Below are 24,643 nucleotides of genomic sequence, written 5' to 3' on the forward strand. Positions count from 1 at the left end.
AAGATTTTTTTAGGGTGCAAATGTAAATAAAAAGACAAAACAATCAAACGATTGATTGATTTTTTTTATAAAATTTATTATAGAATTTATCGATAATACTTGATTCCGTTTTCTTCAATTAATTAAGTAATAAAATCCATTTTAATATTCCAACCTAAACAATTACAATATTTTAAAACAGATAATAAAATCACTTTTTCCAGTTTAAAACAAAAAAAGTTTATCGACTTAAATCAATAAACTTTTTATAGTAAATGGCGATTTTTATAATAGTAAGTACTCTATTTTTAGTCCTAATTATTTTAAATATTTCGTAATAGACTCGCTTGTCGGTTTGGTTGTACTGATGTAGGAATCGATTAAATGTCCGTTTTCATCAATTAAAAACTTGGTAAAGTTCCACAGAATCGCTGTGTTTTTTACTCCGTTTAAATCCTTCTCCGTTAAATATTGAAAAATGGGTGCTTTATCATCTCCTTTCACGGAAACTTTAGCAGCCATTGGAAAAGTTACTCCAAAATTTTTCTCGCAAAAAGCACCGATTTCGGTATTTGTTCCTGGTTCTTGTCCGCCAAAATTATTGGCAGGAAAACCAACCACCACTAATTTATCTGGATAATCTTTAGACAACTTTTCTAAATCCGCATACTGGGGCGTAAAACCACATTCGGAAGCAGTGTTTACTACCAAAATTTTCTTGCCTTTAAAATCAGCAAAGTTAATTTCTTTTCCATCTAAACTTTCTACCTTATAATCGTAAATTGTTTTATTCATGTTATTTTCAGTCGTTTTAGATTGTGAAATTTCGTTTTTTTGGTTTTTGCAACTGTGTAAAAACACACCTGAAGCTAATAATAGAACTAATAATTTTTTCATGAATTTTAAAATTTAAAAGTATTCGCTGGGAAGACTTTATTGGTTTCGATTTTGTTCAAAATCATAACATAGTCACTGTCTTTCTTTGGCGACGTAGATTCGATTCTGTAAGGCATCATCAAATTTCCAACCATTCTATAGTCTGAATATCCCAAAGTTTCATCTTTTTTAATTTCTTTCAAAAGCATGTAAGTTTTGGTGTCAAAATAATAAATTGTTTTATTCACATTTTTTGTCAACTCCACTTTATGGCAGTAGATTTCATCTACTTTTTCTTTGCCAAGATATTTCGCTTCAAAACCCTTGTTTTCCCAGTCGATAAAATCGTTATCAAAACTTTCTGCAATATAATTCGGATATTCCTGAATCTTATTCGCGGCGTAATTCATTGCGTACCCTTTTGTACCATCATAACCTTCTACCGCTGTTTCTTTTTTACCAATGGTAATGGCTGTTTTGGTAAGATTTGGTCTTTGCTGGTAAATCTTAATCGGATATTCATCATTGATTCCTAAAGTAACTTTACCTTGTAATAAAACGGAGTTGAGTAATTTCCAATTGGTTAATCCACCCGATAATTCAATGTTTTTGTCGATAATTTCCTTCGCCGTCTGCGCTGAAATTATAGATCCTATTGCTAATAATAAAACTAAAAATATTTTTTTCATATAATAAAATTACGCTCCGAAAGCGTTTTTATAAGATTATCTGTTACCAAAAATACTGTTCTATATGAACAGTTTTCAAATATATACTTTTTGAAATGAAAAGCGAATGACTTTAATTATGGTATTGATTATTTAACCAATTTTAAGAATGCTACACCTATTAAATTTTGAGATATCTTTTAAGAATTCTCACTATTTTTTAAAATCAGCCGTGCTTTTTCTAAATCTTCAGGCACATCGATTCCAACGCCTACGAAATCTGTTTCGATCATTTTGATTTTCATGCCGTATTCCAGATATCGAATGCATTCAATTTTTTCTGCAATTTCTAAAGGCTGCATTTTTAATTTTGCAAAATTCAGCAAGGCATTTTTTCTAAAAGCATAAACGCCAATGTGTTTAAAATATTCTGCTTTTACCGAAGTCTCACGCGGATATGGAATTACCGAGCGGCTAAAATACAATGCAAAATCCTGATTATCAGTAATTACCTTTACGTTATTGGGGTTTTCTATTTCCTCAATTTCATTTAATTTAATTTTTAAAGATGCCAAGGAAATTTCCTGATTGTGATCAGTATTAAAAACTGAGATTAATTTAGTCAGAGGTTCGGATTTCAGAAATGGCTCGTCGCCCTGAACATTCACTACAATATCGCAATCGATATTTTCTACTGCCTCTGCAATTCGGTCACTTCCTGTTTCATGTTCGCCCGTCATTACAGCATTTCCACCGATATTCTGGATTTCATTAAAAATAATTTCAGAATCAGTTGCAACGAAAACATCATGGAACAATTTGGTTTCAACCACATTTTGATAAGTTGTAGCAATGACGGTTTTTTCACCCAAAATCTGCATCAGTTTTCCGGGAAACCGACTGGCTTGATATCGAGCAGGAATAACGGCGATAATTTTCATTTTCTTTAATAATGAATTAAGACAGTTTGCTTAACGCTGATTCAAGTCTTGGCAACATATTTTTTATTTCATCTAAAGAAACTCCACCTGCAGAAGCTCGGAACCAAGGCATTTCGCGAGAATTTCCAAATGCTGAAAATGGAACTAAAGCAATTCCTGCTTCTTCAATTAAATAGAAAACAAGATCTGAAGAATCGACAATTACCTTTCCGTCTGGTTTTGTTTTGCCTACGTAATTCAGTTCTACGGTTAAATAAAGTGCTCCCATCGGTTGAATGCTTTCTACGGCGAATCCTTTATTTTTAAGTTCCTGAATTCCGTTATGAAGAACAGTCAAACTGGCAGCGATTTCTCCTTTAAAATGATTGACGAATTCATCTACTTTTTCTGGATGATTCAATAAAACCGCAACTGCTTCCTGCTCTGGTTTTGGAGCCCAAGCACCGATATGCCCAAGCAGTGCTTTCATCTTTTCGATAATTACAGATGGTCCGAAACTCCAGCCAACACGAATTCCCGTAGCAGCAAAACATTTGGAAGCACCGTCGATATAGATGGTATATTCCTTTAATTCTGGATACATAGAAACCGGATCAAAATGATCTGCACCAAATGTCAGCATCGCATAAATTTGGTCGTACATCAAATACAGTGGCTTTTCTCCTTCACCACGACTTTTATTTTCTTCAATTATTAATTCACAAATTTCAGCGAGTTGCTGCTTTGTAAACATTGTTCCGGTAGGATTTAAAGGCGAACAAAGCGCAAGTAAAACAGCACCTTTTAAATGAGGCTTTAAATCTGCAGAAGTCGGTAAGAAATTATTTTCCTGAGTCGTCTCAACTTCAACTTTCTGAGCATCAGTTAAATATGCGTAATGATTATTATTCCAGGACGGAACAGGATAAATCACTTTATCATTTTCATCAACAATCGTTTTAAACACTGCATAAATCAAAGGTCGTGAACCTCCGGCAACTAAAACATCATTTTCAGAATAGTCTAAATTCCAGCGGTTTTTAATATCCTTTGAAATCGCTTTCCGTAAAGATAAAAGTCCGTTTGCCGGCGGATAATTCGTTAAATTATTTTGATAGGCTTTCTGAATTTCTTCCTTTAATAAATCAGGAATCGGATAAATATTTGAATTCAAATCACCAATCGTAAGATTCGCAATTTCAGCACCTTGGGATTTCATGTCATTGACCTGATTTCCGATTTTGATGATTTCTGAGCCTATAAGGTTGGCTGCCAATTTTGATACTTTCATATACTTTTAGTATTGAGTATGGACTTTTATTGTAGAAATTTGGTGATAGATAAATTCAGATTTCAAACGAAAAAATGAAAGTTTGAAATCTGAATTTTGCAGTTAATTAGAGTTTTAAATCCTCTTTAACCTGATTTATTTTCTGACTTAGTAAAGCTGCTTTTTCTTTAAATTCTTCTTTTGAAGCAATTTGATCTTTCACAGAAACATAGAATTTAATTTTCGGTTCTGTTCCCGATGGACGAACACAAACTTTGGTTCCATCTTCTGTATAATAAATCAATACGTTCGATTTTGGTATTTCATCCATCACCGATTTTTTATGATCCATCATATTTAAAGAAGTCTGCTCCTGGAAATCTTTTACGATCGCCACTTTTGAACCTGCGATTTCTTTCGGTGGATTTTCACGGAAATCTTTCATCATTTGCTGAATTTCTTCCGCACCAGTTCTACCCTTTCTTACTACATTTACCAAACCTTCATAATACATTCCAAGGTCTTTGTAAATTTCGATCATATATTCGAACATGGTTGTATTATTGGCTTTACACCAGGCTGCGATTTCACAAGCCAATAAAATTGAACCACAAGAATCTTTATCTCTAACAAAATCTCCGGTCATAAAACCGAAACTTTCTTCACCACCACAAACGAATTTTTCTTTTCCTTCAAAATCACGGATCATTTTACCAATCCATTTAAAACCAGTCAAACCAACCTTGCAGTCAACACCGAATTTTTTAGCGATCTCATAAAAAATATCAGAAGTCACAATCGTAGAACCGATGAATTCTTTTCCGGTGATTTTTCCGGCTTTTTTCCATTGGTCTAAAATATAATACGTTAAAATCGTATTCGTTTGATTTCCATTTAACAATTGCATTTCTCCTTCCAGATTTCTAACAGCAATTCCCAATCGATCGCCGTCTGGATCGGTTCCCAAAACGATATCGCCATTAGTAATTCTCGCTAAATCCATCGCCATTTCGAGTGCTGCGGGTTCTTCAGGATTTGGAGAATCAACGGTCGGGAAATTTCCGCTTGGAATCATCTGTTCTCTTACCAAATCAACTTTCTTAAAACCTGCTTTTTTCAGCGCCTGAGGAACAGTTGCATAAGTTGTTCCGTGGATTGAAGTGAATACGATATTCAAATTATCTCTGCCAACATTCTGATAAAGAGAGTTTTCCATACAAGCATCGATGTAAACATCGTCTTGTTCCGGACCTATCCATTCGATTAAATCATCGTTTCCGTTGAATTTAATCTCATTGAATTTTACTGAATAAACTTCTTTGATAATATTTTCATCATCTGGTGGAACGATTTGCGCTCCGTCATTCCAATATACTTTGTAACCGTTATATTCAGGCGGATTGTGAGAAGCGGTTAACACTATTCCTGCATTACATTTCTTATCTCTCACCGTGAAAGAAAGTTCAGGAGTTGGACGATGCTCTTTGAAAAGTAAAACTTTAATTCCGTTTGCAGTTAAAACATCTGCACACATTTTACCGAATTCCTTTGAGTTATGTCGAACATCATAAGCAATCGCAACTTTAATTTCCTGATTAGGAAACGATTGATGAAGGTAATTGGCTAAACCTTGAGTTGCCTGACCAAGTGTATATTTGTTTAAACGATTGGTTCCAACACCCATAATCCCGCGCATTCCACCCGTTCCGAATTCTAATTCTTTATAAAAAGAATCTTCTAATTCATCAGAATTGGTATCAATCCATTCTTTAATTGTAGTTTGCGTTTCTTCATCGAAAGTATCTGTTAACCAGAGTTTTGCTTTTTCTAAAGTTGTCATATCAATATTTTTTTATTTCTAATTAAAGTTTATCTAAATTCAATTTAAAGCAATTGAAATTTAATCCAGTTCTTTGTGTTGAACGGTCGCCGTTTCATCTATTTTCAAAGCGCTGATTGGCTCATTGTAGTAATTCAACTTCGCTGTATTTTTAATGTTTCCTTTTAAAGAATCTTTCACATTTACCTCTGCATAATTTCCGTTCTTAGAATCTATTTTCAAATGGTCAATCATCCAGTAAGGTGCGATAATACTTGCGGTATCGGAGATTTTTAAAACAGCATCTTTGGTTTTTCCTAAAAAGTTAGCCCGACTTTTTTGAGTCATTTCAACTTCTGCTCTTCTCGAATTAACCGATCCAATAAATTTAGCGTTATTTTTTAAATTGAGTCGAAAATTATCGGTCTTAATTTCGCTCGAAATATTCAGTTCCACCGATTCTGACATTGAAACCTGTTCCAGATTATATTTCGAATAAATGGTGATATTATAAAAATCAACTCCTTCTGTTTCACGTTTTTCATTGATGGTTAATGTTTCATCCTTTACCTTAATTTTCAAATTATCACCAATGTTTTTATACGTTTCAACATTCACATAACTGCTGTCACTTTTAATATAAAACGCCCGAAATTTCCCATGGAGATTAAGGTTCACAAAATCTTCCACTTTGATGTCTTTACTGACAATATCACCTTTGGGAGCAATTTTTCCGCAAGAGAATAAACTGAAAATAAGTACGATACAAATTAAATTCTTCATTATTAAATTTTATCAAACCTGAATTTTATTTAATTAGATCACTTCCTCAATATGGTAATTCTCATGCTGACGATTTGTTCTGATAATCATTTCTCCCAAGAAACCTGCAATGAAAAGAAGTGTTCCCAAAACCATCATTGTTAATGCGATAAAAAACCAGGCATTATTGGTTAATAGATGTCCGTAAATTCCCTGCGAAACATCGATTAACTTGGAAATTCCCAACCATAATGCTGATAGAAAACCGACGATAAACATTACTGTACCGACGGCTCCAAAGAAATGCATCGGTCTTCCTCCAAATCTGCTTACAAACCAAAGGGTAATTAAATCCAAAAACCCGCGAACAAAGCGCTCTGTTCCGAATTTAGAAGTTCCGTAAGGTCGCGCCTGATGTTGAACCGGTTTTTCTGTAATCTTTCTAAAACCAGCATTGGCAGCCAAAACTGGAATATATCGGTGCATGTCTCCATACACATCAATCGATTTTACAACTTGTTTTCGGTAGGCTTTTAAACCACAATTAAAATCATGCAATTCTACTCCCGATAATTTTCTTGCTGCAGCATTGAATAATTTTGAAGGCATGTTTTTGGTCATCACATTGTCAAAACGTTTCTTTTTCCAACCCGAAACAATATCGTAACCTTCCGTTTTAATCATAGCATACAATTCCGGAATTTCTTCTGGAAAATCTTGTAAATCGGCATCCATGGTAATAATAACCTCTCCTTTTGCTTTGGCAAAGGCCGCATGCAAGGCTTGAGATTTTCCGTAATTACGTGAAAATTTAATTCCATGAATTTGAGGAAATTGAATTTTCAGGTTTTCGATGATGCTCCAGGAAAGATCAGTGCTTCCATCATCTACAAACCAAATTTCGTAGGAAAGATCGTGAGAATTACAAACTTTGTCGATTCTTGAAAATAGTTCTTCAAGAGATTCTTCTTCATTAAGAAGGGGTATGATAATGGATAAATTCATTAATTAATAAAAGATTATTGATACAAAATTAGGGGTTTATTTTTTTGAAACCGTATTTGTTTTGATGATTAAAATCAAAGTTCTGTTCTACTGCGGAAAAAACTTGCAAAGAAAGTAGATAAAATAACATAGAAAACTAGAATTGCAGCAAAATAGTAGGAGAATTGTCGAAAACTAAAAAAGTCTTTATCCTTTGTCATTTCATGCGAAATTCGCAGTTTGTTTTGGGCATATTCTTTTTCCAGTTCTGCTTTTTGTTCCTCCGTTTTTAAAATTGGTTTCGCAGTATTATACTCTTTTTCCATTTCAGTTTTCTGTCTGTCAAGATATTGAAAATTCAATAAATCTTTGGCCGCAGGATCAACGAAGTTTAAAAATAAATACATGGTTACTACGGAAAGAAACCCACCAACAAACATTGGTTTAAAGGCCCGCCCGAATATTTCTGGAAAACTCATTCTCGCTCCAGTCTTTCGAAGATAATGCACCGAATAATAGGAACCCGCTAAATAAACAACAGGAAGAACAAAAGAATTGATAAGCATGGTATTATCAAAATAATTGGTATTCATTCCGAAAAAGTACATAGCGAAGAAAATAACCATGGTTATTATAAATAACACAAAACCAATGGTGTAGACATTTTTAATCATATTGAAAGTAATATTTTTTAATTTTTTAAAGTTTAGAATTTTGAAATTTCAATTAAAGGCGTATCTTTGCAACGGCAAGTCCTAAACAACCAGCTCCTGAGAATCCTCCAGGGTGGGAACGCAGCAAAGGTAATCGGTTGTAGCGGTGTGATTTAGGTAGCTTGCCATTTTTTGTGCCTTATATTCTCGTAATTTCATTGTTCTTAAAGTTTTTTCTCAGTCTGATTTGATATTTCTCAATCGACAAGTCATCAATTTAAATTTCAAAATCCTCCCCTAATTTCGGTAAAGTGAATTCTATATTTCTTTCTGAGAAAAGTTGGTGAGCCTCCTCATGATTAATTTTGATCGGAGGAAAAGTATCGAAATGACAGCCAATTACTTTCTTCGTTTTTAATAATTCTGCGGCGGCAAAACTCGCTTTTCTTGCACACATTGTATAATGTGATCCCACAGGAAGTATTGCTAAATCGATATAACCAAATAGTTTCGCGAACATTTCCATATCTGCCATTACGCCGGTATCGCCCGCAAAATAAATATTCTTACCTGGAAATCTGAAAATGTAGCCAGCAGGTTCCCCACCATAAGTTCCATCAGGAAAAGAACTCGTGTGACTTGCGGGAACCATTGAAATTTTTAAATCTTCAATCTTCGCAGATCCACCGAAATTAATATCGATCGAATTCGGATGACCAAAGTACCCACAAATCTCAGGTTGCCCAATTACAGTCGCTTCTGGATGATGTTGAAGCACTTCTTTAACATCAGCAATATGATCTCCGTGCGCATGCGTAATCAACACATAATCTATTTTTTGCGCTGAAATATCAAAGCCAGATTTCTCTTTCTGATAATTATAAAAAGGATCTGATAATATATTTTTTCCGTTGTAAGTGAACAAAAAACAGTTTTGTCCGAGAAATTTTATTTTCATTTTGGAATTTTTAAGTTTTTAAAATTTTAATCAAAAGTAATTTAGCCCGAACGCAACCAAAATTGCCATAGTCAAAGTCATAATCCCAACTTGTTTCAAGAATGGATCCAACTCTTTCGGTTCTTTTACCTGCATAATTTTTCTTCGCAAAGCAGTCATGGGAAGCATTAAGATGAAAAAGATAAAAGCATAATATTTTCCTTCCGTATGTAAATCATTCATCATCATAAAAAACAACATAATGATTAATGGTAATTGCAACAAAATAATCTCGTAAACCATTGCACCTTTAAAACCTAACCTTAATGCTAAAGTTTTCTTTCCACTTAAGGCATCACTTTCAATATCTCTCATATTATTAAGATTCAGCACTGCTGCACTTAACAAACCTACTGCCGTTGCGGGAAGTAAGATATCCCAATCGAAATGTTTGGTAAAAAGGAAATAACTTCCACCCACCGATACCAATCCGAAAAAGATAAATACCATGATATCACCCAAACCTAAGTAGCCATAAGGCTTTTTACCAATAGTATAACCAATCGCGGCCAAAATACAGGCAACCCCCAGCCCAACAAACGTATAAAATTCGTTCATTAAATTATCTTTAAAGAAAGCCATATACAAAAGTGCAATCGTCGCAACCAAAGACAAAATAGAAAAAATTATCACGGCATTTCGCATTTGAGTTGCGGTGATTCTTCCGGAAGCCACGGCTCTTTGCTCCGCTTCATTGACTCGCAGTTTATCCGTTCCCTTAATTCCGTCGCCATAATCATTGGCGAAATTTGATAGAATTTGATAGAGTAAAGTAACAAGCAAGGCCATCGCGAAAATCTGCCAATCCCAAGTTCCTCCTTCTTCAACAATTCTCCATCTTGCGATGAAAGAACCTAAAATTATTCCACTCATAGAAAGCGGTAATGTTCGCAGCCGTGCTGCTTTAATCCAATCTGTCATATATTTTTAGATATAAGATACTAGATTTTAGATATTAGAGTGAATGAAAATTCTAACATCTAATTTCTAAACTCTAACATCTGCTTTACGATATCCATTTATTATCTCCGAAGTCGGGTTTTCTTTTTTCAAGGAAAGCATTTCTTCCCTCTTTTGCTTCTTCAGTCATGTATGCCAAACGAGTTGCTTCACCAGCAAAAACCTGCTGACCAACCATTCCATCGTCTGTTAAATTCATCGCGAACTTCAACATCCTGATCGACATTGGTGATTTTCCTAAAATCTCTTCAGCCCACTCGTATGCAGTGTCTTCCAGTTCAGCATGAGGAATTACGGCATTCACCATTCCCATATCAGCCGCTTCCTGCGCGGAATAATTACGTCCTAAAAAGAAAATCTCTCTGGCTTTTTTCTGTCCGACCATTTTTGCCAAATAAGCCGAACCGTAACCACCATCGAAACTGGTAACATCGGCGTCGGTTTGTTTAAAAATAGCGTGCTCTTTACTCGCCAAAGTCAAATCACAAACCACGTGCAATGAATGTCCACCGCCAACTGCCCAACCATTTACGACGGCAATCACCACTTTCGGCATGAAACGAATCAATCGCTGAACTTCTAAAATATTCAACCGGTGTCGTCCGTCTTCGCCTACATAACCCTGTTCGCCACGTGCTCTCTGATCCCCGCCACTGCAAAAAGCGTGACCGCCATCTTTCGGACTTGGACCTTCACCAGTAAGCAAAACAACGCCTACCGAAGAATCTTCGGAAATGTGGTAAAATGCATCATATAATTCTGAGGTTGTTTTCGGACGGAAGGCGTTGCGCACTTCCGGTCTGTTAATCGCTATTCTTGCTACTCCACCTTTTTTCTGGTAGGTAATATCTTCGTATTCTTTGACGGTTTTCCAGTCTGTCATTTTGCGTAAAATTTTGCGTAAAGATAAGGAAAATAAAAAGCCTCGTCAAAATGAAAAGACGTTTAAATTAGGACGGATTCGAAGTTTTCAGGAGCATGAAGACTGGATTTTTTTCAGGAGATTCCACCCGCTTTCCACTGTATCTTTTTCTCGTCGTGCCTCTTCAAAAAAGGATGCCGTTTTAATCGGGGCTATAAAGAAATGGGGTCTCTATTTTCAATTTTTTTTAGGAAACTAAATGATCTGGTAGAAATTACGAAAGAGAAATAGTAAATCTATTTTAATGAAAACGATTCAAAAAATAGCGTTCCTCCGGAACGCCCTCAATTATTCTCTATAATTATTCTACAGAGATACGATTCCTCCAGAATCAACATTTACATTATGAAAAAATAATCTAAAAACAGAAAAATCATTTATACGATGAGCAACTCTAGATTCTGTTTAACCAAAATCTTGCTCCAGAGGAGCAATAACTCAGTAGAAGATCTGTCAAAATGATTTAAAAGATAGCGTTCCTCCGAACGCCCTAACTATTTTCTATATTTATTCTACAGAGATGTAATCCTCTGGAATCAGGAATTACATTATCAAAAAATATTTGAAATAGAAAAAATATTTATAGAACCTGCAACTCCACATTCTAATCAACCGAAACCTTGCTCCAGAGGAGCAATAACTCCGTAGAAGATCAATTTGTTGTAATAGTTTCGCGTTCCGGAGGAACGCTATCTTCATTGTAAATAGATTGTAATTATGGCGCGGCGGTTCGGAGGAATGCAATCTAAATCTGTGATAAATTATTCATTAAAAAATTGACATTTTCTAAACAACATCCTCTTCAAAATGTTTCTGTCCAAAATAAGTTTCAATGGTAGAATGCTGTATTTGAAGATGCTCCAATTCGTGCTTAATTATTTCTTTCACTTCTTCAATTTCGGAAACAGTCAATTTTTCTGATATTTGTACGTGCGCCGTTAAAGCATTCTCTGTCGTACTCAAGGCCCATATATGAACATGTTGAAAATCTTCTACTCCATTGATTTTTAGTATTTTCTCTTTTACCTCTTTAGCATTCACATTTTCAGGAACGCCGTCTAGAGATAATTTCAAACTTTGAGTCAGTAAACTCCAGGTTCCGACTAAAATAACAATCGCAATTAAAATGCTCATTAAAGAATCTAACCAAAACCAATTGGTATAGATAATAATTACACCGCCAATCACCACTGCCAGCGAAACCAAAGCATCAGCAACCATGTGGAGATAAGCACCTTTAATATTGAGGTCTTTATCTTTTTCTTTTAAAAACAACCAAGCAGTGAAACCATTGATAAAAATTCCTACAAAGGCGACGATTGAAACAACCCCACCTTCTAAAGGTTGCGGATTTATAAATCTCCCGATGGCTTCATAAATAATAAATCCGACCGCAAATATTAATAATATCGCATTTGCCAGCGAGGCTAGAATTGTGGCTCTCCGATAGCCATAGGTATAGGTAGAAGTTGGTTTTCTTTTTAAAAGTTTAAATGCAATAAGCGACAAAACCAAACTCATTACATCACTCAAATTATGTCCGGCATCAGAAAGCAGAGAAAGTGAGTTGTACATCCAACCGTAACCTGCTTCAATAATGACAAAGCCTAAATTCAATCCTATACCAATATAAAAAGCACGATTCAAATTGCTTACATTTATTTGGTGAGAATGATCGTGGGAATGATTGTGGGCCATAGGTATGTTCGATGTTGAAAGTCAGAAGTCGGCAAGGAATACATTGCTAGAGCGTGTCATTTTCGGAAATTTCATCATCTTCCTGAAGTACTTTCTCTGCTTCATCGAAATCCCGTTCACTTACCAATAAATAATAATTCTGGGACATGGGAAATACTGTAATGTTGTTAACGTATTCGTTTTTAATATAACTCGGAATTTCTCGGGAAGCGAGTTTTGTTTTGGCTACTTCAATCTCGTACAAGTAAGAAGATTGAAAAATGGGAACTAATTCTGACATATTTTATTTTTGGAAAGTTACTCATTATTTAGGAATCTAAAATTGATTAAGTCTTATTTACGGAAGTAATTTTATGTTTTTAAATATAATAAAACCTGCATCAACTTAATCGTTCAGACAAATATTCAGTAACAATTATCGTGCAATCTAATTACGGTTGTAACTATTTTTCAATAATATTTCCACCTCAATTTATAAAGGAATATCTTCAAAAAGATTATATACGTTTCACAATCTGAACGTACTCTTTATAAATTATTGATTTTTAACACTTGAAAGAAAAACAAAAAGAAGTTTTAGCCCCGATCAAAGCGATATCCTCTGTGTTTTTTCAGAAAACACAGAGATAAAGCGCAGAGCGGGACTGGTTTTGTAGAAAACGGAAATATGGATGCTCCTAAAAAAATATCTTTAATAATTAATTAGCTAATTTTTCTTCTGTTAATGAACCAATACACGGGAACGCCTAATAAAATAAGAATGAATCCTGGCCATGTATATTGCGGTTTGAAAATGATTAAGAGGACACAAAACGCGGTTCCGATGAGTAAATAAATAATTGGTGTGATTGGGTACAACCAGGTTTTATAAGGTCTATCAAGGTTTGGCTGTTTAAATCTCATCCAAATTACGCCGAAAACGGTAACCATATAAAAAAGCACGATGATAAACGAAATCATATCAAGCAAGTCACCATATTGTCCGGAAAGTGCGAGCACACAAGCCCAAGTTCCTTGCATCCAAAGGGATTTACCGGGGACATTGTTTATATTATTTTCTGCCGCAGATTTGAAAAACAAGCCATCTTTGGCCATAGTTTGAAAAACTCTTGCACCTGCCAATACCAATCCATTGATACAACCAAAAGTAGAAACCATGACCAAAATTGCCATGATTATGGTTCCGGTACTTCCAAAAATAACTTCGGAAGCAGCCACAGCCGGCCGGTTATTATCTGCAAATGCGATTCCATCGCGACCGAGGGCGTGAAGGTAAATGAAATTCACAAAAAGATATAAAATCATGACCACTATTGTTCCCAAAACCATCGCTTTGACAACGTTTTTCTGGGGATTTTCGATTTCGCCAGACATAAATGTTACGTTTTCCCACGCTACAGAACTGAAAACAGAACCAACCATCGCCGCCGCAATTCCGCCTAAAAGTGTGATTCCACCGATAGATTTCCAACCGGAAGGTTCTAAAATATTTCCATTTTCAACACCGAAATTCTGAAAAGCATCCCATCCAAAACTCATGTTTTCAGCCCACTGGGAATTTTTTACTAAAATAACTCCGAAAATAATAATTCCTAGAAGCGCAATTATTTTAGAGGACGTAAAAACATCTTGTAGAATTTTTCCGTTTTTGAGGCCGCGGGAATTTATATAAGTAAGGAGCAAAATAATTCCAATTGCGAGAATTTGAATCCAGGTAATTTTAAAGCCACCACTTTGAAAAATTGGCTGTGAATTAAGTGCAGGAACTAAATAGGCGGTAAATTTTCCGAAAGCCATTGCTACTGCAGCGATCGTTCCGGTTTGAATAACGGTAAATAAACCCCACCCATAAAGGAATCCCGACATTTTCCCAAAAATTTCGGTAATGTAAGTATATTGTCCGCCCGCTTTTGGAAACATGGAGGAAAGTTCGCCATAAGAAATTGCAGCGGCCACCGTCATAATACCAGTAATGATCCAAACAGCAATTAACCAATAGCCTGAACCTAAATTCCGCATCATATCTGAACTGACGATAAATATTCCACTTCCAATCATAGAGCCCATTACGAGCATGGTGGCATCCCAAAGTTTGAGTTTCTTATTCATAGATTATTTATATTAAAGAAATATTCTTCTTTAAAAATTTTTTAATTATTATTTAAAAATTCCTTTTTTGAATAAAACGTCTGTCTTATTTCGAATTTGATTTTGAAAGAGGTAAATATATAAATTTTATGTAAAGATTTTAAAATTTTAATTACAAAAATTAAGCAAATAAAGTAAATCATTGATTTTGAATGAAATCTGATTAAAAAATATTTTATACTTTTGTAAAAATTAAATCAATGAAAAAATTAGTTCTTTTATTTTCCATAGCGCTTTCAACCCTCGCTTTCTCTCAAGAATCGACCGCAAAGAAAGCCGGCCCACCTGAAGGAAACGCAACAGTTGGAGAAGTTTATGGAGCAGGAGTTTCTGCAAAAGCAGAGAAGTCTGCAATGACAACGAAGAAATTAGATGCTAAATTAAAGAAGTCTACTAAACTGGAAAATGTTGCTGTTAAAGGTAAAGTTGTTAAAGTTTGTGATAAAAAAGGATGCTGGTTAACGGTAGAAACCGATAACAACGAGAAATTTTTCGTGAAAATGAAAGATTACGCTTTTTTCGTGCCGATGGCTTTAGAAGGTAAAACGGTCGTTCTGGAAGGAAATGTAGAAACGAAAGTTACTTCAGTAGATGAACAAAAACACTATGCAGAAGATGCTAAAAAGCCCCAAGCAGAAATTGACGCAATCACTACTCCACAAGAAGAAATCAGATTTATGGCGAGCGGAATTAAAGTCGTAAACTAAATTTAATTTGAATATCAAAACAAAAGCGAAGTCCAGAGACTTCGCTTTTTTATTATTCTATAATGAAGTCAACCTCTTCATCTAATTTTGGAAATTTTCTTTTGGAAACAAATGTTTTTCCAGTACAGTCAATTTCTTTCCAACCTTTCTTCCTACCGATATCACCTACTTCTACAATGATTGGTGTAAAGATAATTTCATCAGCACCAGGTTTTATTTCTTCTTTGTACTGGACCGCGATGTCTAATATACATTCATAATCGGTATTCAATCTTACGTTTCTGTAAATAAGATCGAAATGGGATTCCTTATTTTCTGGAATTTCACGATAAAATCCCCACCCATCAGTGGAGCCATTGAGTTCAGCAATTGCCAATAAACCTTCATACAATGCAAAGGTGTAATATTTTCTCGTTCCGGCTCTTTTATAATCTTTCAAGAAATGACCGCCTTCATATAAGATGGTAGGAATTCCCATTTTGGTAAAGTTATCTCCTGTAGAACTAGGGTAAAACTCATCTGAATATCTAGCGATTTGCTCAGGTATTTCCTTATTTAATTTTTGATAAATTTTAAAAATTACAGCCATCGCCTTTTTCCTCGTTTCAGTAATGGTTCTTTCGAAATCCTCGCTCGGTGCCAGAAAAGATAAAGTCGCAGGATGAAGATCATTAGTGCTGAAAATAGTTCTTTGTTCGTGAAGGTTTAGTGCATAATCGTAATTCCCATTTTGAGCCAAAGTTTTCAAAATGGGGAATTCTTTACTCGATTGTTTCAAAAAGTCTCTATTAAGATCAATATCGAGGTGGTTTCTTCTGGTCCATTTTTCCGATCCGTCTGGATTCAGCATAAAAATAAAATCCAATGTAATTTTTGAAAATAACTGCTCTTTCAATTCTGGTTGATGTTTAAAGATTTCTAATAAATCGAGCATTGCATGCGTAGAATTCGATTCATTGCCATGCATTTGCGACCATGCTAGAATTTTAATATCACCCGAACCTACTCTCATTTTATAAATAGGCTTGCCTGAATATGATGAACCAATCTCCTCAATAATATCGCTGTAATTCGTCTGTAGGAAAAAAAATAATTTTTCTGGGGAAATATACCGGTTTGGGAAATCAGGGTTTTGTCGGTAGTTTAAACTTGATGGCATTCTTTAAATTTTACAATTTCCAAATTTAGATTTTTCTTTTCTAAAAAAGAAATTTACTTTTGTGAATTAATTAAACATTGAAAAATGTCAGAATGTCTGTTGGTAAAATTGTGGATTACATTATTTTTAATCGATATTAATAATTTACTTAAAATCAATATTTTATTAGATTCACCTAAATCAAAAATTAAAGTTTACTTGAAGTGTAAAACAGTGTTGAAAACTCTGTTTGAGAGTAATAAACATAAACACATAATTGGTTTTTAACGCTTTGTATTTTATTTTATTTACAAATGTAAACTAGACGAAATTCTTTAATTTGATTATATTTGTGGTTTATATTTTTATGACAAACGAGAGTATTTTTTTATTAGGTTTCATCGCATTTATTCTTCTTATCCTTGCACTGGATTTAGGACTATTACATAAGAAATCCGACACAGTTTCTATGAAACAAGCTGGATTGATGAGTTTTTTCGTAGTGGCGCTATCCATGTGTTTTTATTTTGTTTTAACAAACTACGGTCACCTACTCCATGGCATCGATAGTATTGAAAAATTACAACAGATCATTTCTAAGCATCATCACCCTGTTAAAATAATACCTGGTGATTTAGTAAGTAGCATTTATTTATACAACCAAAATTTAGGACTCGAATATCTGACAGGTTACGTAGTAGAATATGCGCTTTCAATAGATAATATCTTCGTAATCGTTTTGGTATTTACAGCGTTCGGGGTTGCGCCCCGAAACTATCACCGTGTCCTTTTCTGGGGAATCCTGGGTGCGATTGTGATGCGGTTCATGTTTATATTCATAGGTGCAGCACTTATTCAGAAGTTCGAATGGATTATGTACGTTTTCGGTGCTTTCCTAGTATTTACTGGTATAAAAATGTTCTTTGATAAAGACCATGATGAAAAGATCGATACACAGAAGCATCCAATTGTGAAGTTTGCGAACAAGCATTTTAAAGTTCATAATCACTTTGTGGGCAATAAATTCTTTGTAACCATTAACGGAGTTAAAAAATTAACCCCTTTATTTTTAGTTCTTGTCATCATTGAATTCACGGATTTAATATTTGCTGTTGACAGTATTCCTGCAATATTTTCAATAACTAAAGATCCTTACATCGTCTTCTTTTCAAATATATTTGCCATCATCGGATTGCGTTCTATGTTCTTTCTGCTGGCTGGAATTATCGATAAATTCAGATTCTTAAAAGTAGGTTTAGCACTCTTATTGACCTTTATCGGTTTGAAGATGCTGTTCCATGAATTTCTTGATCAAATAGGTTTTTCAACGACAGATTCTTTATTCATTATCGTCGGAATATTAGGTGGAAGCATCTTCCTTTCTCTGGTTTTGCCTGAACACAAAAAGGATAGAAAACTTAAATACAATCCTAAAAATGATGATCATTATCGTAAATAATTTAATATTGTAAATAGGTAATGGTATTTAAAATCAATTGGTTACATTGCTTATTTACATTTGTAATCTCATTAATTTTAAGATAGTTTACTTTTGTAATTTATAATTGTAAAATTATATTTACATTTGTAATATGGATTTAAAGGAAAGAATTTCAAAAATTATCGCTTATTCTGAATTATCACTTTCAGAATTTGCAGATGAAATCGAAGTGCAGCGTTCGAGTATTTCGCATATCACTTCTGGCCGAAATAAACCATCTTTGGATTTTCTGATGAAGATAAAAAATCGCTTTCCCGAATTAGAATGGGAATGGCTGATTGAAGGTAAAGGTGAAATGCTTATAAAAATTGAAACTCCTGAAGAAATTAAGATAATCCCTGAAAAACCAAAAACAACTTCCCTGCCCGATTTATTCTCATTAATTAATGATGAATCATTTGGCGTAACAGAATCTGAAGATAAAATCAAAATTGGTATTCCGCGAGAATCAAATATTCCTGAACACATAGTTGAAACGGATAAAATATCCGATTCTCAGCGATTAGAGATTCCAGAATCAAAATCTATTTTAGAATCAGTTGATAAACAAGAAGTTAAGGTTAAAAGAATCGTTCTATTTTATGAAAATGGTAAATTTGAAACCTTCGAACCTTAAATTCTATTTTTCATTCGAATTTCTGAATAATCTTGAGTAATTTAATTTGTACATTTACTTCTACTCTAAAAACAGATCGACATGAAATTGGCTGACCTTGCAAAAGAACTTAAAATCCCCACTGAAAGTTTTATAAAATTTATTCAGGATTTTGATTTAGAACTTTCAGAATGTATTACGACCAACTTCGATGTTAAAGATGACTTTGCAAAATTTGCCAAAGAAAATATCGTCTTTTTAAAAAAATATTCAGAGGATCTAAACAAAACTAAATCGATTCAAGATATTGCAGAAAATATCGATCAGCCAACTGATAAAGTTGCAGCAATCATTAAAAAAGAAAAACCTAAACTATTTGATAACGGAAAATACAAATCATCAGTTTCCAGTTTTGGAATCGATAATCAGTTGGGCGGAAATTACAAATTTGTCTACAATTATTTCGGTAAAAGTACGAGGCTAGATGAACGTGATTTTATCGGATATCGTGATTTGTTTTTCTTTATATCCCAAGCATTAGAACCCTATTTAAGTGATTTATCTGTGCAGGATTGGGGCATCCATAAACCAGCAGGAATCGTTCTTTATGGACCGCCCGGATGTGGCAAAATCTTTTGGGCCAATAAAATTGCAGAAATTATTTCGTACGAATTTAAGGAGATTAAAAAACATTTCTTGGGAACCTCTTTTGTCAATAACGAGAAAAAAACTTTTAATGATTTTCTCATTCAAATGATGAAATCAGAAAAAGTACTTCTTTTTCTTGAAGACTTTGATCAACTCATGAGCGTACCTACCGAAGATCAATCCATAAATAGTTGCGATGACGAGACGAAAGAAATTATTTTACATTATATAGGTCATTTCGAAAAAGAAAAAATTCTGATGGTTGGTGCAGCAAATTCGTTAGTGAACATTGATAAAGAAATTCTTGCACCTGGTCGCTTCGATGTTTTTATCCCAATATTCCCACCTAGTTTAAAAGAACGATCCGAAATGCTCTTTTTCCATATGTCAGAAAATCTTTCAGATGATGCATTATTAATGAAAATATTGGAACATAATAAAGCACACCGACTTCCATTTTGGGTGGAGATTTCTAAAGAAATGCAGGCATTTTCAAACACCATGTTGATTGATTTTACGCAAAGTCTTAAAAAAAGAATTAGAAATCTATATTTGAAAGATCATTCTACAACAATAAACATCTCCAAAAAAATGATTGATGCTTCTTTAAGAGATGTTTCTTCTAAATTAACTGCGACGTATTTAGATCAAATTCAACAATTCCTTTTTGATGTTTCTTTAAATAATTATGAAGAATTTACACAAAGAATTGAAACCTTAAAAAGTGAATTAAGACATTATCAAATCATTGATGAACCTAAAAAACCAATCGGTTTTAGCCATAATGATGAAGAAAAATAAAAAAATAAACCATTGATTTTCAATGGTTATTTTATATATTTCTAATTAAAAGATTAAGATTCAATCATTTTAGAAACTCCAATTTCGTAAACTTTTGCATGTTTCAAATATTTAGAACGTTCACGAGAAGTTATCGATTCAAACTCATTATTCTTTAAAACAATAATCGGATCTTCGGCAATTTGTGGTTCCGCATTTGAGATGTATTTTTCTTCTGGACTTTCATCATCTAATTCTGATTTTCTTTTCTGAAGATGGTCTGCAAAATCTTTGAATTCAGGATCTGCGGAATGAAGAAAACGATATTCTGAACCTGCTTCTACAAAAAAATGAAGTTTTTTCGCAACTAATCCTACGTCTTGAGTTAATTCTGGATTATCATTTCCGTCTCTAAAACCAACTTCTACCAAATTTCCGTTGTTTTGGGAAGCATAATTTTCTGCATCTTCAAATGTTCCAAATCCTACAATTACTTCCTGATCACTCATTTGATATTTTACTAATTTTTCTGAATTATATGTTTCCATAGTTAATTTTATTTAATTATTTGTTAAATAATATCAATTTTTTAGCCATTAAATACAATAATATAAAGTTTAACGAAATTTTAAGAATTTTCCTATCTTTGAGATCTTATCAAATTTAATATGAAAAAACTCCTATTCTCAATTTCAATTTTGACTTCGGTCGCTTTTTTCTCCCAAGAGATCACTTTAGATAAAATCTATTCTGGATATTATCGCGGCAAAGGGATTTCTGGAATTTCATCTCTAAAAAATGGTGAAAATTATGTGATCATTGAACAAGATGGAATTGCAAAATACTCTTATAAAACCACAAAAAAAGAAGGAAATATCGTCGACGGAAGATTTGAGTCTTATACTTTTAATGATGATGAATCTAAAATACTTTTGTTAAAACAAAGTGAACCCATTTATAGACATTCATTTTTAGGAAAATTCGATGTTAAAGATTTAAAATCAGGAAAAGTATTAAACATTAATAATGGTAATTTCCTGCAAGAACCTACTTTTTCACCTGATGGGAACAAGGTTGCATTTATTGCAGATAATAACCTCTTTTATCAGGATCTAAATTCTGGAAAAATAACTCAAATTACAACTGACGGAAAGAAAAATTCAATTCTGAACGGACTTGGAGATTGGGTGTATGAAGAAGAATTTGGCCATGCAAAGTTGTACGAATGGACCAAAAATTCTGATGCAATTGTTTTTGTAAAATCCAATGAATCAGCAGTTCCAGAAATGTCGATTCCTATTTATGGAAAACAACTCTACCCTTCCGAAATGCGTTTTAAATATCCAAAAGCAGGCGAAAATAATTCGGTAGTTTCGGCTCAGTTATATCGTTTGGATTCTGCAAAGACAATGGCTTTAGATTTAAGCAATTTCAAGAATTATTATATTCCTGATGTTTATAAAACTGCAAAAGCAGACGAAATAATTTTGATTACTTCTGAACGATTACAGAATGCATCAGACGTTTTAAAAGTGAATACCAAAACAGGAGCGGTTACCAAATTATTTACCGAATCTGACAAAAGATGGATTGACACCGACAATGTAACCCTGGAGTTTCTGGCAGATAATTCTTTTATTTGGGGAGCCGAAAGAGACGGGAACAGACATCTGTATTGGTACGATCAAAACGGAAAATTGAAAAAACAAATTACGAAAGGAGATTGGGAAGTAACCAATTACTACGGATTTAATCCAAAATCGAAAGAAGTTTTTATTCAAACAACTGAGAAAGGAAGCATTAACAAAGTAGTTTCTAAAGTGAATATTGAAACTGGGAAACACACGTTAATTTCAAATCCTTCTGGAACGAACAGTGCAAACTTCAGCCAAAACTTTAATTATTTTATTGAAACATCTTCCTCAGCAACAAATCCTTACACTTATGTTTTGAAAAATGGAGATGGAAAAACATTAAAAGAACTTGAAAATAATAACGAACAACTAAAAAAATTACAGGCAGATAATTGGGTGGCTAAGGAGTATTTTACGATTCCAAACGAAGTTGGAGATCAAATGAATGCTTGGGTAATGAAGCCAAAAGACTTTGATCCTAATAAAAAATATCCGCTTTTCATGTTCCAATATTCCGGTCCAGGTTCACAACAGGTTACCAATGCTTGGGATATGGGTAACGGTCTATGGTTCAACCACTTGGTTCAAAAAGGATATATTGTTGCTTGTGTTGATGGTCGGGGAACAGGTTATAAAGGAACAGAATACAAAAAGACTACTTATTTAAATTTAGGGAAATTTGAAATTGATGATCAAATTGCTGCTGCAAAATGGTTCGGAAAACAATCTTATATTAATAAAGATAGAATTGGGATTTTCGGTTGGAGTTTTGGTGGATATATGGCCAGTTTGGCTTTGACCAAAGGCGCAGACGTTTTCAAAGCAGGAATCGCAGTTGCACCAGTAACAAACTGGAGATATTACGACTCGATTTATACCGAAAGATTCATGAGAACGCCACAAGAAAACCCTGGAGGTTATGATGATAATTCACCGACAACTTATGCTAACTTATTAAAGGGAAAATATCTTTTAATTCATGGTACAGCCGATGACAACGTGCATTTCCAAAACTCTATGGAATTTGCAGAAGCGCTGATTCAAAACAAAAAACAGTTTGAATTTATGGCATATCCTGATAAGAACCATGGTATTTATGGTGGACAAACCAGACCGCAATTGTACCAGAAAATGACTGATTTTATAATAGAAAATCTTTAAATATCTGCTGTTTAAAACAGCTATAAAAGCTCTCATAAGAGAGCTTTTATCTTTAATCTTAATAATATATATTTGCTAACATTAAAATTTGAAAATGAAACAAAAAACAACCAGCAAACACCCTAAGGGTTTACCCTATCTGTTTTTTACGGAAATGTGGGAACGATTCGGTTATTATTTAATACTCGGAATTTTCGTGCTCTACATGATCGATAGCGAAAAAGGCGGACTTGCATTTAATGATAAAAATGCGGACGATATCTTCGGAACATTTATCGCCTTAACTTATCTTACTCCGTTTCTGGGAGGTTTCCTTGCGGACAAAGTTTTAGGTTATATCAAAGCAATCTATCTTGGTGGAGCCTTAATGGGACTGGGATATTTAGGTGTTGGTTTGTTTAAAGAATTGCCACTTTTTTATGCTTCTCTCGGCTTGGTTATTTTAGGAAATGGTTTCTTTAAACCAAGTATTTCTACCCTTTTAGGAAACCTTTACAATGAAGAACCCTATAAAGGCAATAAAGATGCAGGATATAACATTTTCTATATGGGAATTAATATCGGTGCGTTTATTTGTAACATTATTGCCGCGTTCATGCGTAATAAATACGGTTGGGGACCAGCATTCATGACCGCAGGTGTCGGAATGTTTATTGGACTTTTCGTCTTTACATTGGGTAGAAAACACATTTTAGAAGCTAATATTCTAAAGCCATCTCAAGAGGGAGACACTAAAATTTCAGATGTTTTATTAAAGGTTTTCTTACCTGCAATCATCGCTGGAGTAATAGGTTGGATGCTGCCTGGTAATATTTTTGGAAGCGATTCTACAGATGCCTTTATCTTCGCTTGTATTCCGGTAATTTACTTCTACATAATGCTTTACGTGAAAGCAAATGCAGAAGATAAAAAACCTATTGGTGCTTTACTTGCGATTTTCGCCGTAAGTTTAATGTTTTGGGCTGTATTCAAACAGAATGGAACAGCATTGACCCGTTGGGCAAATAATTATACAGACCGTTCGATTCCAGCCCCGTTAATAGAGCCATTAAGAGCAATTAATTTAATTGATGGAAAAGACGGAGTTCAAGGAAAAACCTATCAAATCAAAGAGGTTTCTCTTTACGATGATCAGTACAGAACGATAAAGGATGAAAGTGGAAAACCAATTAAAGAACAAGGTTTAGATATTTATTTTAGAAATATTTCGGATGCTGAGCGAGCAAAACTCGAAGCAAATCCTTGGCAGGAAGTTGCGCTTTACAATACTGAATTGTTCCAATCAATTAATCCAGCTTGGGTAATTTTACTAACTCCTGTAGTCGTCGGATTCTTTATGTTCCTTCGGAGAAAGGGCAAAGAACCCACCACTCCTTCAAAAATTGTTCTTGGCTTGTTTATCTCCGCCTTATCGTGTTTGGTAATGGTTGGTGCCGTTTACGCTGGTAATAATGGATTGGTAAAGGTTTCTGCAATATGGTTAATCGCCTCTTATGGGGTAATTACTTTGGGAGAATTATGTTTATCGCCAATGGGATTATCGTTGGTTTCAAAACTTTCACCACCCAGAATTACAGCATTAATGATGGGAGGATTCTTCCTTTCAACTTCAATCGGAAATAAACTGTCTGGAGTTTTAGCGAGTTTTTGGTATGAATATGATAATAAGGCATATTTCTTTATTGTCAACTTTGGTTTACTGCTTATAGCAACCATTTTAGGTCTATCGATTTTAAAGAGACTTAATAAAATCATGAAAGAAAGAGGGATTAATTAATCGCTTCAATAAAAAACAAAGGTAAAAGTGCTGTATCATTCAGCAC

General features: G+C 34.1%; 22 protein-coding genes and 1 other RNA gene. 7 read left to right on the forward strand and 16 right to left on the reverse strand.

Features of this window, described 5'->3' with window-relative positions; all coding sequences use genetic code 11:
* Nucleotides 1–297: 297 nt before the first annotated feature.
* From PUH65_RS08620 to PUH65_RS08655, 8 genes are all read right to left on the reverse strand, one after another.
* Nucleotides 298–876, reverse strand: a complete 579-nt coding sequence (locus PUH65_RS08620; RefSeq protein ID WP_305519560.1) for a glutathione peroxidase — start codon at nucleotides 874–876, stop codon at nucleotides 298–300.
* 5 nt (nucleotides 877–881) lie between these two features.
* Nucleotides 882–1,544 (reverse strand): histidine kinase, encoded by a 663-nt coding sequence (locus tag PUH65_RS08625; RefSeq protein ID WP_305519562.1) that lies wholly within the window; start codon nucleotides 1,542–1,544, stop codon nucleotides 882–884.
* 179 nt (nucleotides 1,545–1,723) lie between these two features.
* The gene (gene kdsB, locus PUH65_RS08630) at nucleotides 1,724–2,464 is read right to left on the reverse strand and encodes a 3-deoxy-manno-octulosonate cytidylyltransferase (RefSeq protein WP_305519564.1); all 741 of its coding nucleotides are present in this window, start codon (nucleotides 2,462–2,464) and stop codon (nucleotides 1,724–1,726) included.
* 16 nt (nucleotides 2,465–2,480) lie between these two features.
* The gene (locus PUH65_RS08635; RefSeq protein ID WP_305519566.1) at nucleotides 2,481–3,734 is read right to left on the reverse strand and encodes a pyridoxal phosphate-dependent aminotransferase; all 1,254 of its coding nucleotides are present in this window, start codon (nucleotides 3,732–3,734) and stop codon (nucleotides 2,481–2,483) included.
* Nucleotides 3,735–3,840: 106 nt separating this feature from the next.
* Nucleotides 3,841–5,553 carry a phospho-sugar mutase gene (locus tag PUH65_RS08640; RefSeq protein WP_305519567.1) on the reverse strand — a complete coding sequence of 571 codons (1,713 nt, stop codon included), beginning with the start codon at nucleotides 5,551–5,553 and terminating at the stop codon, nucleotides 3,841–3,843.
* Between the two features lie 60 nt (nucleotides 5,554–5,613).
* On the reverse strand, nucleotides 5,614–6,315 hold the full coding sequence (locus tag PUH65_RS08645) for a GIN domain-containing protein (protein ID WP_305519568.1): 702 nt from the start codon (nucleotides 6,313–6,315) through the stop codon (nucleotides 5,614–5,616).
* 33 nt (nucleotides 6,316–6,348) lie between these two features.
* Nucleotides 6,349–7,299, reverse strand: a complete 951-nt coding sequence (locus PUH65_RS08650) for a glycosyltransferase family 2 protein (RefSeq protein ID WP_305519569.1) — start codon at nucleotides 7,297–7,299, stop codon at nucleotides 6,349–6,351.
* Nucleotides 7,300–7,373: 74 nt separating this feature from the next.
* Nucleotides 7,374–7,952, reverse strand: coding sequence for a DUF4199 domain-containing protein (locus PUH65_RS08655; RefSeq protein ID WP_305519570.1), 579 nt, complete (start codon nucleotides 7,950–7,952; stop codon nucleotides 7,374–7,376).
* A 72-nt stretch (nucleotides 7,953–8,024) separates the two neighbouring features.
* Here PUH65_RS08655 and ffs point away from each other — a divergent pair.
* Nucleotides 8,025–8,122, forward strand: an RNA gene (ffs, locus tag PUH65_RS08660) — signal recognition particle sRNA small type.
* Between the two features lie 86 nt (nucleotides 8,123–8,208).
* Here ffs and PUH65_RS08665 read toward each other — a convergent pair.
* The 6 genes from PUH65_RS08665 to PUH65_RS08690 form a co-directional block, all read right to left on the reverse strand.
* Complete coding sequence (locus PUH65_RS08665) at nucleotides 8,209–8,889, reverse strand: metal-dependent hydrolase (protein ID WP_305519572.1); 681 nt, start codon at nucleotides 8,887–8,889, stop codon at nucleotides 8,209–8,211.
* 30 nt (nucleotides 8,890–8,919) lie between these two features.
* Entirely contained in the window at nucleotides 8,920–9,849 is a 930-nt protein-coding gene (gene menA / locus PUH65_RS08670; RefSeq protein WP_305519573.1) for a 1,4-dihydroxy-2-naphthoate octaprenyltransferase, read from the reverse strand.
* 85 nt (nucleotides 9,850–9,934) lie between these two features.
* Nucleotides 9,935–10,771: a 1,4-dihydroxy-2-naphthoyl-CoA synthase gene (locus tag PUH65_RS08675; RefSeq protein WP_305519574.1), complete on the reverse strand. Its 837-nt coding sequence runs from the start codon at nucleotides 10,769–10,771 to the stop codon at nucleotides 9,935–9,937.
* An 825-nt stretch (nucleotides 10,772–11,596) separates the two neighbouring features.
* Nucleotides 11,597–12,508, reverse strand: coding sequence for a cation diffusion facilitator family transporter (locus PUH65_RS08680; RefSeq protein ID WP_305519576.1), 912 nt, complete (start codon nucleotides 12,506–12,508; stop codon nucleotides 11,597–11,599).
* A gap of 46 nt (nucleotides 12,509–12,554) precedes the next feature.
* Nucleotides 12,555–12,788 carry a putative signal transducing protein gene (locus PUH65_RS08685; protein ID WP_305519577.1) on the reverse strand — a complete coding sequence of 78 codons (234 nt, stop codon included), beginning with the start codon at nucleotides 12,786–12,788 and terminating at the stop codon, nucleotides 12,555–12,557.
* 422 nt (nucleotides 12,789–13,210) lie between these two features.
* On the reverse strand, nucleotides 13,211–14,617 hold the full coding sequence (locus tag PUH65_RS08690; protein ID WP_305519578.1) for an APC family permease: 1,407 nt from the start codon (nucleotides 14,615–14,617) through the stop codon (nucleotides 13,211–13,213).
* Between the two features lie 239 nt (nucleotides 14,618–14,856).
* On the opposite strand from PUH65_RS08690, the gene PUH65_RS08695 reads away from it, so the two are divergent.
* A complete protein-coding gene (locus PUH65_RS08695; protein ID WP_305519579.1) occupies nucleotides 14,857–15,363 on the forward strand; it encodes a DUF4920 domain-containing protein in 507 nt (168 codons plus the stop codon).
* Nucleotides 15,364–15,415: 52 nt separating this feature from the next.
* On the opposite strand, the gene PUH65_RS08700 is transcribed toward PUH65_RS08695, so the two are convergent.
* Entirely contained in the window at nucleotides 15,416–16,522 is a 1,107-nt protein-coding gene (locus PUH65_RS08700) for a M14 family zinc carboxypeptidase (protein ID WP_305519581.1), read from the reverse strand.
* Nucleotides 16,523–16,868: 346 nt separating this feature from the next.
* On the opposite strand from PUH65_RS08700, the gene PUH65_RS08705 reads away from it, so the two are divergent.
* The 3 genes from PUH65_RS08705 to PUH65_RS08715 all read left to right on the forward strand — a co-directional run bounded on the left by PUH65_RS08705 (nucleotide 16,869) and on the right by PUH65_RS08715 (nucleotide 20,046).
* Nucleotides 16,869–17,960, forward strand: a complete 1,092-nt coding sequence (locus tag PUH65_RS08705) for a TerC/Alx family metal homeostasis membrane protein (RefSeq protein WP_305519582.1) — start codon at nucleotides 16,869–16,871, stop codon at nucleotides 17,958–17,960.
* Nucleotides 17,961–18,093: 133 nt separating this feature from the next.
* The gene (locus PUH65_RS08710; RefSeq protein WP_305519583.1) at nucleotides 18,094–18,618 is read left to right on the forward strand and encodes a helix-turn-helix domain-containing protein; all 525 of its coding nucleotides are present in this window, start codon (nucleotides 18,094–18,096) and stop codon (nucleotides 18,616–18,618) included.
* An 81-nt stretch (nucleotides 18,619–18,699) separates the two neighbouring features.
* A complete protein-coding gene (locus PUH65_RS08715; protein WP_305519584.1) occupies nucleotides 18,700–20,046 on the forward strand; it encodes an AAA family ATPase in 1,347 nt (448 codons plus the stop codon).
* A 53-nt stretch (nucleotides 20,047–20,099) separates the two neighbouring features.
* Here the strand turns inward: PUH65_RS08715 and PUH65_RS08720 are convergent, their stop codons facing one another.
* Nucleotides 20,100–20,573, reverse strand: coding sequence for a hypothetical protein (locus tag PUH65_RS08720; protein WP_305519585.1), 474 nt, complete (start codon nucleotides 20,571–20,573; stop codon nucleotides 20,100–20,102).
* Between the two features lie 120 nt (nucleotides 20,574–20,693).
* Between PUH65_RS08720 and PUH65_RS08725 the strand changes: the two genes are divergently transcribed.
* Entirely contained in the window at nucleotides 20,694–22,820 is a 2,127-nt protein-coding gene (locus PUH65_RS08725; RefSeq protein ID WP_305519586.1) for a S9 family peptidase, read from the forward strand.
* A 94-nt stretch (nucleotides 22,821–22,914) separates the two neighbouring features.
* A complete protein-coding gene (locus PUH65_RS08730; protein ID WP_305519587.1) occupies nucleotides 22,915–24,597 on the forward strand; it encodes a peptide MFS transporter in 1,683 nt (560 codons plus the stop codon).
* The last annotated feature ends 46 nt before the right edge of the window (nucleotides 24,598–24,643 follow it).

This window comes from Kaistella sp. SH40-3 (assembly GCF_030686865.1).
Lineage (GTDB): Bacteria > Bacteroidota > Bacteroidia > Flavobacteriales > Weeksellaceae > Kaistella.